At 54.2% G+C, this 11,874-nt stretch carries 11 protein-coding genes and 4 tRNA genes; 5 read left to right on the top strand and 10 right to left on the bottom strand.

From position 1 onward, the window contains the following. Positions 1 to 20: 20 nt before the first annotated feature. The 5 genes from yigB to lptM are packed head-to-tail and all read right to left on the bottom strand — an operon-like array spanning position 21 to position 3,417. Entirely contained in the window at positions 21 to 737 is a 717-nt protein-coding gene (yigB, locus tag OGY04_RS01985) for a 5-amino-6-(5-phospho-D-ribitylamino)uracil phosphatase YigB (protein ID WP_279851057.1), read from the bottom strand. Beyond that, positions 737 to 1,639 carry a tyrosine recombinase XerC gene (gene xerC / locus OGY04_RS01980; protein ID WP_032945700.1) on the bottom strand — a complete coding sequence of 301 codons (903 nt, stop codon included), beginning with the start codon at positions 1,637 to 1,639 and terminating at the stop codon, positions 737 to 739. The genes yigB and xerC overlap by 1 nt, the downstream gene beginning before the upstream one ends. Further along, entirely contained in the window at positions 1,636 to 2,343 is a 708-nt protein-coding gene (locus OGY04_RS01975) for a DUF484 domain-containing protein (RefSeq protein ID WP_286584675.1), read from the bottom strand. The genes xerC and OGY04_RS01975 overlap by 4 nt, the downstream gene beginning before the upstream one ends. Continuing rightward, entirely contained in the window at positions 2,340 to 3,164 is an 825-nt protein-coding gene (dapF, locus tag OGY04_RS01970) for a diaminopimelate epimerase (protein WP_003017933.1), read from the bottom strand. Before dapF ends, OGY04_RS01975 begins: the two co-directional genes overlap by 4 nt. Positions 3,165 to 3,213: 49 nt before the next feature. Then, positions 3,214 to 3,417: an LPS translocon maturation chaperone LptM gene (lptM, locus tag OGY04_RS01965; RefSeq protein ID WP_003017937.1), complete on the bottom strand. Its 204-nt coding sequence runs from the start codon at positions 3,415 to 3,417 to the stop codon at positions 3,214 to 3,216. Positions 3,418 to 3,555: 138 nt separating this feature from the next. On the opposite strand from lptM, the gene cyaY reads away from it, so the two are divergent. Continuing rightward, complete coding sequence (gene cyaY, locus OGY04_RS01960; RefSeq protein ID WP_003828967.1) at positions 3,556 to 3,876, top strand: iron donor protein CyaY; 321 nt, start codon at positions 3,556 to 3,558, stop codon at positions 3,874 to 3,876. Positions 3,877 to 3,951: 75 nt separating this feature from the next. Here cyaY and cyaA read toward each other — a convergent pair whose 3' ends face one another. Then, positions 3,952 to 6,498: a class I adenylate cyclase gene (cyaA, locus tag OGY04_RS01955; protein ID WP_032934207.1), complete on the bottom strand. Its 2,547-nt coding sequence runs from the start codon at positions 6,496 to 6,498 to the stop codon at positions 3,952 to 3,954. Positions 6,499 to 6,892: 394 nt separating this feature from the next. Here cyaA and hemC point away from each other — a divergent pair, with 394 nt between their 5' ends. The 4 genes from hemC to hemY are packed head-to-tail and all read left to right on the top strand — an operon-like array spanning position 6,893 to position 10,976. Next, complete coding sequence (hemC, locus tag OGY04_RS01950; protein ID WP_003828972.1) at positions 6,893 to 7,834, top strand: hydroxymethylbilane synthase; 942 nt, start codon at positions 6,893 to 6,895, stop codon at positions 7,832 to 7,834. Then, positions 7,831 to 8,571 carry a uroporphyrinogen-III synthase gene (hemD, locus tag OGY04_RS01945; protein WP_003828974.1) on the top strand — a complete coding sequence of 247 codons (741 nt, stop codon included), beginning with the start codon at positions 7,831 to 7,833 and terminating at the stop codon, positions 8,569 to 8,571. The genes hemC and hemD overlap by 4 nt, the downstream gene beginning before the upstream one ends. A gap of 21 nt (positions 8,572 to 8,592) precedes the next feature. Continuing rightward, on the top strand, positions 8,593 to 9,774 hold the full coding sequence (hemX, locus tag OGY04_RS01940; RefSeq protein ID WP_048237113.1) for a uroporphyrinogen-III C-methyltransferase: 1,182 nt from the start codon (positions 8,593 to 8,595) through the stop codon (positions 9,772 to 9,774). 2 nt (positions 9,775 to 9,776) lie between these two features. After that, complete coding sequence (gene hemY, locus OGY04_RS01935; protein WP_128612347.1) at positions 9,777 to 10,976, top strand: protoheme IX biogenesis protein HemY; 1,200 nt, start codon at positions 9,777 to 9,779, stop codon at positions 10,974 to 10,976. 454 nt (positions 10,977 to 11,430) lie between these two features. On the opposite strand, the gene OGY04_RS01930 is transcribed toward hemY, so the two are convergent. The 4 genes from OGY04_RS01930 to OGY04_RS01915 all read right to left on the bottom strand — a co-directional run bounded on the left by OGY04_RS01930 (position 11,431) and on the right by OGY04_RS01915 (position 11,863). Continuing rightward, positions 11,431 to 11,507 (bottom strand) — tRNA-Pro (locus tag OGY04_RS01930). A 41-nt stretch (positions 11,508 to 11,548) separates the two neighbouring features. After that, a tRNA-Leu gene (locus OGY04_RS01925) sits at positions 11,549 to 11,634 on the bottom strand. 20 nt (positions 11,635 to 11,654) lie between these two features. Then, a tRNA-His gene (locus OGY04_RS01920) sits at positions 11,655 to 11,730 on the bottom strand. A gap of 56 nt (positions 11,731 to 11,786) precedes the next feature. After that, positions 11,787 to 11,863: transfer RNA gene (locus OGY04_RS01915), tRNA-Arg, on the bottom strand. Between the last annotated feature and the right edge of the window lie 11 nt (positions 11,864 to 11,874).

Here is an 11,874-nt window from a genome sequence, read left to right as displayed (position 1 = left end):
ATACAGAGTTCTGCTGGTGATTATATCAGCGAGGTCAGAGATGCCAACTGTGAAATTTCGATATGCGGAAGCAAACGACTGTCTGCGGTTTGCATCAGGTTGGCATTTTCCGGTTTGATCCAGCAGGCCTGCATACCACAACGGATGGCGCCCGCGACGTCCGTCGTCAGGTCATCACCCACGTGCAGAATCTCACCCACAGGCATTTTCAGTTTTTCCGCCGCCAACGTGTACATGTCGCTAAACGGTTTTGATCGCCCGTCGGGACCGGCGCGCAGCACAAACTCAAAGTAATCACCCAGGCCAAACAGTTCCGGCTGCGCGTTACCGTTGGTGATCGCCACCAGCGGCCATTTGCGGGCCAGCGCCTTCAGCGTGTCATGCGTCGTCTGCGGGACTTCAATGCGGCTACGCCATTTGGCAAAATTCATCATCGCCGCATTCGCCCCCATTCTGGCTTCTGCCGCTGACAACCCCGCCTCCAGCATAGCGCGCTCTACGGCACGGTGACGCCATTGGGTAACATCGTGGTAGATTTCCGGCTCGGCGTCACGAACGGCCTGACGTAAGCGCTGTAGGTCGCTATTTTGCAGCGAATTCAACGCCGGATGGTAATTCTGTACAAACGCGAGCGCTTCCTGCTCGGTGCGTGTGATAACGGGACGGTTATCGTAAAGGGTGTCATCAAGGTCAAAGGTGAGCGCAGAAATGCGCCCCAAAGGCCGGTAAAAACGCATTATTTCCCCCGTTTGGCGCGCGGATGCGCCGCATCGTACACTGAAGCCAGGTGTTGAAAATCAAGATGGGTATAGATTTGAGTCGTGGAGAGATTGGCATGACCCAATAACTCCTGCACTCCGCGCAGATCGCCGCTCGACTCCAGCATATGCGTCGCAAAGGAGTGACGCAATTTGTGGGGATGTACGTGGCTGTTCAGCCCCTGCTTGATACCCCATTCAGCAAAGCGTTTCTGCACATTACGCGCCGAGATGCGTTTGCCCAGTTTGGACAGAAATAGCGCATCGTCATCGCTGCCAAATAGCCCGCGTAGATCCAGCCAGTGCTCAATCCACGCCACCGCGTTGCGGCCAATCGGCAGGCGACGCTCTTTACTGCCCTTACCCATCACCCACACTTCGCCGGTGTCGAGGTCGAGATGTTTAATATCCAGCCCAACCAACTCAGATAAACGCAGACCCGCGCCGTACATCACTTCCAGCATTGCTCTATCGCGCACGGCAAGGGGATCGTTGAGATCGATATCCAGCAGACGATTAACATCGTCGACATCGATATTTTTAGGGAGATGACGCGGTGCTTTCGGCGCGGAAACGCTTTTTGCCGGATTGGCTTTCAGCTCGCCCTGATTAACCAGCCAGTCGAAGAAACTGCGTAACGCGGAGAGACGCAGCGCCAGACTCGCCGGCCCCAGTCCTTTACGACGGCTGCGAACAGCAAAACTACGTACCATCGCAGCATCACATTGTTGCCAGCTTTGCAGACCGGTCTCTCCGGCTAACGCAATGATGGCATCAAGCTGACGCTGATAATTAAGCAATGTGATCGGGCTAAGCTGACGCTCAACGCCCAGATAGCGCAAAAAGCGCGCCACATCCTGAGAAAGGGGTGAATCGGTCATACGCGTTCAATCCAGCGCTCCAGCAGCTCCGGCAACATCAGCGAGATTTCCTGCAGCAATTGCGTGCCTTGCCCCTGCTGGTAATGATTAACGTCACGGCTGCTAAACAGCATCACGCCCAGAGAGCCATCTTGCCCGAGCATCGACATCGCCACCGAGCCTATGGCTTTCGCCTCCGGCATCATGACCAGCAATTCCGGACCATTGAGCGGCCCAAGATAGTGCTGTGACTGACCCAGACGCTGGATACGCAGCGGTTCAAAAGCCTGACGGCTTAATGCCAGATGGGTGAATTTTGATGGCGCGCCAAGTCGCCAACGATCCGGGAACAGACGAACCGTCGCTCCGGCCAGCCCTAACTCACGCGCCCAGCGATGAAATCGCATCAGCATGTCGTCAAGACTGCTGGACGACACCAGCCGCCCTTGCAGATTTAACAGACGATAGAACAGGCTTTCATTGGCGTTGGCTTGTTCCATCAACAACGCCATGTTCTCTTCCAGCACGTTAATATGATTACGTGCCCGCGCCATATGCCATTCCACTAAAGAGACCGTGCCCCGCACTGGGTGCGGAACTCGCATCGCTTCAACGGCCTGGGCATTACGGATAAAAAACTCAGGATTACGTTGCAGGTAATCGACGACCGCCCGGTCGTCCAGCTCCATGAGCGTTTCCTGTAGTTCTTCCCCTGGTTGCTTCATAAGTGAATAAATCCGTCGTAGACATGTGCCGCCGGGCCAGTCATATACAGCGGATGACCCGGACCTTTCCAGGCGATATCAAGTCGACCGCCCGGTAATTCCACCCTCACTTCTTCTGCCAGCAGACCCTGCTGGATACCGACCGCAACGGCAGCGCACGCACCGCTGCCGCAGGCCTGCGTTTCACCCGCGCCGCGCTCATAGACGCGCAGTCGGATATGCTCGCGTTTTACCACCTGCATAAATCCGATATTGGCGCGTTCAGGGAAGCGTTCGTGGCTTTCCAGAACCGGTCCCAGTGTTTCTACCGTGGCCGTATCAACATCATCAACCTGAATCACGCAGTGCGGGTTCCCCATTGAAACCACGCCGCACAATACTGTCTGTTCGGCCGCGCGCATAATATAGGTCTTCTCTGCTTTATTAGCGCGAAAAGGAACCTGCGAGGGTTCAAAATTGGGTTCGCCCATATTCACCCGCACCAGCTCGTCGTCGGTTACGGTTAATACCATACGACCATTCGCGGTACTGACGCGAATATCACGTTTATTGGTCAGCCCTTTCAGGCGAACAAAACGGGCAAAACAGCGGGCACCATTGCCACACTGTGACACTTCACTGCCGTCGGCATTAAAAATACGGTAGTGGAAATCCAGCTCCGGATCATACGGAGGCTCAACCACCAGCAGTTGATCAAATCCAACGCCGAGATGTCTGTCGGCCAGGCGGCGGATCAGCTCTGGTGAGAAAAAGACATTCTGCGTTACCGCGTCGACGACCATAAAATCGTTGCCAAGGCCATGCATTTTAGAGAATTGCATCATTCACTCCGTTCACGCGGGTACAGAAATGTAAAATCTATTCCTGCCGTTAGTAATTCACCTGAGAAGGCCCATCACTAATCCCACGATCGTTTTTCTCAGGCGTGGTGGATTGCGATTGCGGCTGAACGCTCTTGGTCGGAGGCGGCGCGGTTTTATCAGCTGGCGGGAAATAGAGCGGGCCTTTTAACCCACAGCCCGTCAGGCTGAACAGAGTAAAAATGACAGCGAGTGGCTTTAACACGTTTTTCATTATGGATTGCCTGTAAAGTTCATGCTTTCTGTTTTCTATCATCGCAGGAGAAGGCGTAAAAGCAAGAGTTTGGCTAAAAACTGCATCGCGATTTATTCCACGTTATACTGCGGGCATCACGAAAAATAGGATAAGAAAATGAACGACAGTGAATTTCATCGCCTTGCTGACACCCTGTGGATGACCATTGAAGAACGTCTGGATGACTGGGATGGCGACAGCGATATCGATTGTGAGATCAACGGCGGCGTGCTGACCATCAGCTTCGAAAACGGCAGCAAAATTATCATTAACCGTCAGGAGCCGCTCCACCAGGTGTGGCTGGCGACCAAACAGGGCGGCTACCACTTTGACCTGAAAGGCGACGAATGGATCTGCGACCGAAGCGGCGAAACTTTCTGGGATCTGTTGGAACAAGCGGCAACGCAGCAGGCGGGTGAAGAGGTGAGCTTCCGCTAAGCTTTAGTGCCGGATGCGCTTCGCTTATCCGGCCTACTTTGGCCCGGTAAGCGTCGCGCCACCGGGCAAGTTAACTCACGAGAAATACTGCTGTAACAGCGGCGTGTCGTTGTCCTGACTGGCTGGCGGAACGGCGCTAATCGGCTGGGTGCGGAACGGAATCACCTGCGCGCGCCCGTCGGTTTTCACAATCTGATAGAACTGCGGCAGGTTAAAGTTGATGAAGCTGGAGCCGTAGGTAAAACGATCATGCGACGATGAGTAGAAACGGCTGACGTCGCGTACCAACTCCTCTTTACTACCTTCGCAGTGGTGATACACCTCAGCCCGATTGCTTTCGTCCAGAATGTAGATATTAAAGCCCTGCTCATCACCCGTTTCTTCGAAAAAGAACTGAATAATCCCTTCGCTGGCAAAACCGTCGACCACCGACGGAAGTTTCACATGGTTGGTCTCAACCTGGACGGAAAGCCCGTGCAGTTTGTTATGTGAAATCGCGCCATAGAATTCAATTGCGTTTTCCAGCTTCTGTACCGAAACGTTCAGGCGCTCGAAGAACAATCCCCACGTCTGGCCGGAAACACGCAGCGCTTTGAAACGTCCGGTTTCCTGACGGGTGCTGGAGAGGCGTAATTCGATGCACTCAGACACCAGTTGCTGGACGCGGGTGCGAATTAAACCGCGCAGATGCTGGCTATAGCAGAAGACCTCGACGCTATCTGGCGGCGCGGCATCCTGGTGCATTTTGCCCAGAATCGTTTTTAACGCTTCAATCATCGCCTGCTCGCCGTTGAAGTGCAGCGTACGCACTTCATTCCACGAGTTGCGGTACAGCAGGTCGACGCTTCCTACCAGGCAATTTTGCTCTTCGCCAAAGCTGAAGACGTCCAGCTTACGGAAATCAAAATGTACCACCTGATTACGGAATGCGGCCGTTGGGTCATATTCGAGGTTAACGATAATCGCCAGATGGCGAATTTCGCATGGGCTATAGAGCGCTTTCGGCGTTGGTGCAGGCAGCCGCAGCGGGAAGTGGTGCGATACGTCGGCGACCATTTCCTGCAGCTTCGGCAAATCAACAATGCCGTTGCCCTTAATAAACAAATGCGTACGCGAGGTCAGCAGGCCGTTGAACCAGGCCCACGCCACCAGCTTGTTGAGATAGCGGTTATATTCCAGCGGCTGATGGCTGATGATCGAGTCCATGTTCGGCGCGCGGTTGTAGAGATACCAACCTGAACGGTTGGCACGACCCGGCGGTACATGGATAAAGGTCAGATTCGGTTCCGAGAGATCCGGAGATATCTGTGGGTTCACCAGCGTGACTTTACCCGGCAACGCTTCAAACGCGGCATACAGCTTACGGGTCAGCACGCCGATATCCTGCGGGCTGGCGCTGACGCTGAGGTTATTGCGCCGCGCAAAGCGGATCAGATTACGATAGCTCTGCATCATCGCATCGAGCAGTTCGTTATGCGCTTCGCGTACCTGGTCAATCTTCCAGTTAGCGCGGTTATCCAGCATGGTCAGACGGGCGTCATCCCAGCCCCACTCTTTCACTAACTGACTTAATACTTCACGACGCCAGCCCACGCAGGCGCGCTCACGGCTCAGTTTCTCACACACTTTTAAGTAGAAACATCGACGCACTAAATCCAGGCGCGTCGGATCTTCGATCGCCGTGAGGTATTCGGTAACGCGCTCCAGCATCATGCAGTAAGGGTCGAGACCAAAAGAGACGATCTCGCCATCGTGCAGGCGCTGTTTAATATCTTTCGCCAACAGGCGTGGATTTGGGTATTCCCAGGAATAGGCTTCCAGCAGCAGCGTTTTCAGCACCGCTTTGTACGGGGAGTCGATACTCTTGTACAACTGCCAGAGGCTGGCGCCAAAGTACTCTTCGGCGGAAAGCGAACTGAGTCCGCCGAGATCCAGCCATTCGTTTGGCGTTAGCACCCCCTGCGCGTAGAGCGTCATGACGTAATCGTCGTAATGCTCTTCTTCGTCGCCAGGCACCATATTCCACAGAATACGTTTACCCGCGAGGCGCACAGCGGTGCGATAGAATTCATCAAGCAACAGGATATGCTGCGTCGAGCCACAGTCTTCACCACCCAGACTGCCGCTTTCATTGTGACGGAAACGGTTTTCATCAATCAGGAAGAAACTGACCTCCACGCCCAGCGAGGCGGCCCAGCTTTCCAGCAGGCTGCATTTACGCTGCAGCAGCTGGCGCTCTTCGCTATCCAGCCAGGATTGATGGCAGACCCAGATATCAAGGTCAGAGGAACAGCTTTGCCCTACCGAAGAGGTGCTGCCCATTGAGTAAACGCCGGTGATCGGCAGTTCGCCCTTGGGAGGATCCTGCGGCGACATACCGCGGTACAGTTCCAGTTCGTTCAGGTAGTGGCGTTGGGTTTCATCAGGCGTGTAAAAGCATATGCCTTTGGGAACGTTACCATCGAGGTAACCCGGCATCAGCGGATGGTGGTAGTGCAATAATGTCGGCAGCAGACTGTATACCTGCTGGAAGGCAGGTCCCATGGCAGCAAGCGCGCGATCCACACGCAGTTGATTTATGGCATCCAGTCTCTGTTTCAGAGTCTCAATATAGAGGTACAAGACGTATCGCCTGATGTTGCTATCCGTCATGTTGTCGATTGCCGCGGCGCAAGCGCTCACAATAATCGCCATCAATTCGGATAAACCGTATGTCAAAAATAACCGTTACCTGTTTTTCGCCCATATTTTTTTATGCTGTTCAGCCGAAAAAATGGTCTAAAACGTGATCAATTTAACACCTTGCTCATTGACCGTAAAGAAAGATGCGCTACATACAAGTGTAGCACCGTTCGTTACGTGTAAATTCCTTCATACGGTCGGGAGGTTTCTCGTCATTATTCACTGCCAGTGATGATGCAGCGCCTTTTCCTCTCACTTACGTTTGAGCGTAACGCTGACATCCCTTTGATAAGGATGTTAGGATGGTCAATGATTGATAATGACGGTAACAAGCATGTTAGACAATGTTTTGAGAATTGCCACACGCCAAAGCCCCCTTGCGCTCTGGCAGGCACATTATGTCAAAGACGCCTTAATGGCAAACCACCCCGGTCTGATCGTGGAACTGGTTCCTATGGTAACCCGTGGCGATGTGATCCTTGATACCCCGCTGGCGAAGGTCGGGGGGAAAGGGTTGTTTGTTAAAGAGCTGGAAGTCGCGCTGCTGGAAAAACGCGCCGATATCGCTGTGCATTCCATGAAGGATGTGCCGGTTGAATTCCCTGACGGTCTTGGGCTGGTCACCATTTGTGAGCGAGAGGATCCGCGTGATGCTTTCGTATCAAATAAGTACAACTCGCTGGATGAACTCCCCGCAGGCAGCATCGTCGGGACATCCAGTTTGCGCCGCCAGTGCCAGTTGGCGAAGCGTCGCCCGGATCTCGTCATCCGTTCGCTGCGCGGCAACGTAGGCACGCGCCTCAGCAAACTGGATAACGGCGATTATGACGCCATTATTCTGGCGGTCGCCGGATTAAAACGTTTAGGTCTTGAGTCGCGAGTCCGCACCGCTCTGCCGCCGGAAGTCTCCCTGCCCGCTGTCGGGCAAGGCGCAGTAGGCATAGAATGTCGACTGGATGATATGCGCACTCAGGCGCTGTTAGCGCCGCTCAACCATGAAGAGACCGCGCTACGCGTCAAAGCAGAACGCGCTATGAACACCCGCCTGGAAGGGGGATGTCAGGTACCTATTGGTAGCTATGCCGAAATCATCGACGGTGAGATTTGGCTACGTGCGCTGGTCGGCGCGCCAGACGGTTCACAGATGGTATGCGGAGAACGTCGCGGCGCTACACAAGATGCCGAACAGATGGGCATCTCTCTGGCAGAAGAACTGCTGGAGAACGGTGCGCGCGCCATTCTGGCGGAAGTTTATAACGGAGAAGCCCCCGCATGAGTATTCTGGTCACCCGCCCGTCTCCCGCAGGGGAAGAGTTAGTGAGCCGACTGCGCACACTGGGGCAGGTGGCTTGGAGTTTTCCGCTCATCGAGTTTTCACCTGGTCGGGAACTGGCAACGGTTGCTTCCCGACTGTCGGCGCTGACGGAGAACGATCTGGTCTTCGCTCTCTCGCAGCACGCCGTCACCTTTGCAGATGCCGAGCTTCGCCAGCAAGAGAAAAGCTGGCCATCCCTTCCGCGTTATTTTGCCATTGGCCGTACAACGGCGCTGGCGCTGCATACTGTTAGCGGCTTCAATATTCACTACCCTCTGGATCGGGAAATTAGCGAAGTCTTGCTACAATTACCTGAATTACAAAATATTGCGGGAAAACGCGCGCTTATATTACGCGGCAACGGTGGCCGGGAGCTGATAGGTGAAACCCTGACGGCACGCGGAGCCGATGTCGATTTTTGTGAATGTTATCAACGCAGTGCAAAACATTACGATGGTGCGGAAGAAGCTATGCGCTGGCAATCCCGTGGCGTAACCACGGTGGTTGTCACCAGCGGAGAGATGCTACAACAGCTCTGGTCGCTCATTCCGCAGTGGTATCGTGAGCACTGGTTACTACGCTGTCGGCTGTTGGTCGTCAGTGAGCGTCTGGCGCACCTCGCCCGGGAACTGGGCTGGCAAGATATTAAGGTCGCTGATAACGCCGACAACGATGCGCTACTACGCGCATTACAATAACTCTCATAATGGGATGCCATAATGACGGAACAAGAAAAATCCTCCGCCGTGGTTGAAGAGACCAGGGAGGCCGTGGAAACCACGTCACAGCCAGTCAATACTGAAAAGAAGAGTAAGAACAGCACGGCGCTGATTCTGAGCGCTGTGGCGATTGCTATTGCGCTGGCTGCAGGCGTTGGGCTGTACGGCTGGGGGAAACAACAGGCAACAACACAAACGGCAACCAGCGATGCGCTGGCGAACCAGCTGACGGCGCTGCAAAAAGCGCAGGAAAGCCAAAAAGCTGAGCTGGAAGGTATTATTAAACAGCAGGCAACACAGCTGGATGAAGCCACTCGCCAGCAGGCCACGCTGGTCAAACAGCTTGATGAAGTCCAGCAAAAAGTCGCCACCATCTCCGGCAGCGATGCGGGTACATGGCTGCTGGCGCAGGCTGATTTTCTGGTGAAACTGGCCGGTCGTAAATTATGGAGCGATCAGGATGTCACCACCGCCGCTGCGCTGTTGAAAAGCGCCGACGCCAGCCTGGCGGATATGAACGACCCGAGCTTAATTACCGCGCGACGTGCGATTACTGACGACATCGCGAGCCTCTCCGCGGTGACTCAGGTCGACTATGACGGCATTATCCTGAAAGTGAATCAGCTCTCTAATCAGATTGATAATCTGCGTCTGGCCGACAACGACACCGACGATTCTCCAATGGACTCCGACAGCAGCGAGCTTTCCAGCTCGATTAGCGAATGGCGCGTCAATCTGCAAAAAAGCTGGCAGAACTTTATGGACAGCTTCATCACTATTCGTCGTCGTGATGAAACCGCCGTCCCGCTGCTGGCACCGAACCAGGACGTTTACTTACGTGAGAACATCCGTTCTCGTCTGTTAGTGGCCGCACAGGCCGTGCCGCGTCATCAGGAAGAAACATACCGCCAGGCGCTGGAAAATGTCTCCACATGGGTGCGTGCTTACTACGACACCGACGATGCAGCGACCAAAGCGTTCCTTGAAGAAGTAGACCAGCTGAGCCAGCAAAGCATCAGTATGGATGTTCCGGAAACGCTGCAGAGCCAGGCTATTCTCGACAAGTTAATGCAGACCCGCGTACGTAATTTACTGGCGCAGCCTGCCACAGCACCGGTAGCAGTAGCACCTGCGCCAGCGCCTTCGACAGATGCTCCGGCAACCGCGCCGCAAGGAGAATAATGATGCTAAAAGTATTGTTGCTCTTTGTGCTGTTGATCGCCGGGATCGTCGTCGGTCCGATGATAGCCGGTCATCAGGGTTACGTGCTGATCCAGACGGATAACTACAATATCGAAACCAGCGTGACGGGCCTGGTGATCATCCTTATCGTCGCCATGGTCGTCCTGTTTGCGATTGAATGGCTGTTGCGCCGAATCTTCCGCACCGGCGCACATACCCGTGGGTGGTTTGTGGGTCGTAAGCGACGTCGCGCCCGTAAACAGACCGAACAGGCGCTGCTCAAACTGGCAGAAGGTGACTATCAGCAGGTTGAGAAGCTGATGTCGAAAAATGCCGATCATGCAGAACAGCCGGTAGTGAATTACCTGCTGGCGGCAGAAGCGGCTCAGCAGCGCGGTGACGAAGCGCGCGCCAACCAACACCTTGAGCGTGCTGCCGAACTGGCCGGAAATGATACGATCCCGGTAGAAATCGCTCGCGTTCGCCTGCAACTGGCGCGTAATGAAAATCACGCCGCACGCCACAGCGTAGACAAACTGCTGGAAGTGACGCCACGTCATCCGGAAGTGCTGCGTCTGGCTGAGCAGGCCTACATTCGCACCGGCGCATGGAGTTCCTTGCTGGATATCATCCCATCCATGGCAAAAGCGCATGTGGGTGATGATGAGCACCGCGCCATGCTGGAACAACAGGCATGGGTTGGCTTGATGGATCAAGTCCGCGCCGATCAGGGCAGCGATGGGCTGCGTGCATGGTGGAAAAACCAGAGCCGTAAAACCCGTCATCAGGTTGCTTTGCAGGTAGCGATGGCTGAACATCTGATTGAGTGTGACGATCACGATACGGCGCAGCAGGTCATCATTGATGGTTTGAAACGTCAGTACGATGACCGCCTGGTGCTGCCGATCCCGCGTCTGAAAACCAATAATCCGGAACAGATAGAAAAAGTGCTGCGCCAGCAGATTAAAGCCGTGGGCGATCGCCCGTTGCTGTGGAGTACGCTGGGTCAGTCGTTAATGAAGCATGGGGAATGGCAGGAAGCTACGCTCGCCTTCCGTGCCGCTCTCAAACAGCGCCCGGATGCCTATGACTACGCCTGGCTTGCTGACGCGCTGGACAGATTGCACCAGCCGGAAGAAGCCGCCACCATGCGCCGTGATGGCCTGATGTTGACGCTGCAGAACAACAATCCCCCGCAGTAATTCCCTCTTGCCCGGTGGCGCCTCGCTTACCGGGCCTACATATTTTTCAATCGCATAAACAAAATCCTTCAAGTGACTTCTCGAAGGATTTTGTTTATGCATAAAAAAACGCCCGCTCGGTAAGGAGCAGGCGTTAAACAGGTCTGTATGACAACATAAATGGGTGCTTCACTCAACGTTATGTCCATGGTGTTTGATGAGGCCTGAGCGACATCTGTCTGTGGACGATAAGCACCGTAAACGGCTCTGCATCATTCCTGAGTTTATGAGGCCAGATGGCGAACATAAGAGATGGAATGAGCATCTACCCGCATATTATTGCACAACGCATGCCACGATTGCACTGCAAAAACCAGGTATTCGGACTTTTTAAGACTTCAGGAAATTCGCAGATGCGCAGGCTAAGAAGGGAAAATCTGAAAACAAAAAACCCCGCCGAAGCGGGGTTCAAAATTGGTCGGCGAGAGAGGATTCGAACCTCCGACCCACTGGTCCCAAACCAGTTGCGCTACCAAGCTGCGCTACTCGCCGTTTTACTGCTTTTTGAATTTTTAGTTCAATTCTTTAAGTCGTGGTGCGAGGGGGGGGACTCGAACCCCCACATCCTAAGGACACTAACACCTGAAGCTAGCGCGTCTACCAATTCCGCCACCTTCGCATTTCACAACTTTAAATTAATGGGGTGGCTAATGGGATTCGAACCCACGACAACTGGAATCACAATCCAGGGCTCTACCAACTGAGCTATAGCCACCACTGCAAATCTTTTACGCGGTATTAAAACCACCGCAGCTCTGGCACCCTACTAAATGGTGCGCCCGACAGGATTCGAACCTGAGACCTCTGCCTCCGGAGGGCAGCGCTCTATCCAGCTGAGCTACGGGCGCTTAGCGCCGTT

Source organism: Citrobacter sp. Cpo091 (genome assembly GCF_030332645.1).
GTDB classification, from domain to species: Bacteria; Pseudomonadota; Gammaproteobacteria; order Enterobacterales; family Enterobacteriaceae; genus Citrobacter; species Citrobacter portucalensis.
This window is presented reverse-complemented; position numbering and strand designations above follow the sequence as displayed.

Excerpts from the sequence above, each read along its gene's own strand:
- dapF (WP_003017933.1), bottom strand. The coding sequence starts at position 3,164 with ATGCAATTCTCTAAAATGCATGGCCTTGGCAACGATTTTATGGTCGTC.
- xerC (WP_032945700.1), bottom strand. The coding sequence starts at position 1,639 with ATGACCGATTCACCCCTTTCTCAGGATGTGGCGCGCTTTTTGCGCTAT.
- lptM (WP_003017937.1), bottom strand. The coding sequence starts at position 3,417 with ATGAAAAACGTGTTAAAGCCACTCGCTGTCATTTTTACTCTGTTCAGC.
- OGY04_RS01975 (WP_286584675.1), bottom strand. The coding sequence starts at position 2,343 with ATGAAGCAACCAGGGGAAGAACTACAGGAAACGCTCATGGAGCTGGAC.
- hemY (WP_128612347.1), top strand. The coding sequence starts at position 9,777 with ATGCTAAAAGTATTGTTGCTCTTTGTGCTGTTGATCGCCGGGATCGTC.
- hemC (WP_003828972.1), top strand. The coding sequence starts at position 6,893 with ATGTTAGACAATGTTTTGAGAATTGCCACACGCCAAAGCCCCCTTGCG.
- yigB (WP_279851057.1), bottom strand. The coding sequence starts at position 737 with ATGCGTTTTTACCGGCCTTTGGGGCGCATTTCTGCGCTCACCTTTGAC.
- hemD (WP_003828974.1), top strand. The coding sequence starts at position 7,831 with ATGAGTATTCTGGTCACCCGCCCGTCTCCCGCAGGGGAAGAGTTAGTG.
- cyaY (WP_003828967.1), top strand. The coding sequence starts at position 3,556 with ATGAACGACAGTGAATTTCATCGCCTTGCTGACACCCTGTGGATGACC.
- hemX (WP_048237113.1), top strand. The coding sequence starts at position 8,593 with ATGACGGAACAAGAAAAATCCTCCGCCGTGGTTGAAGAGACCAGGGAG.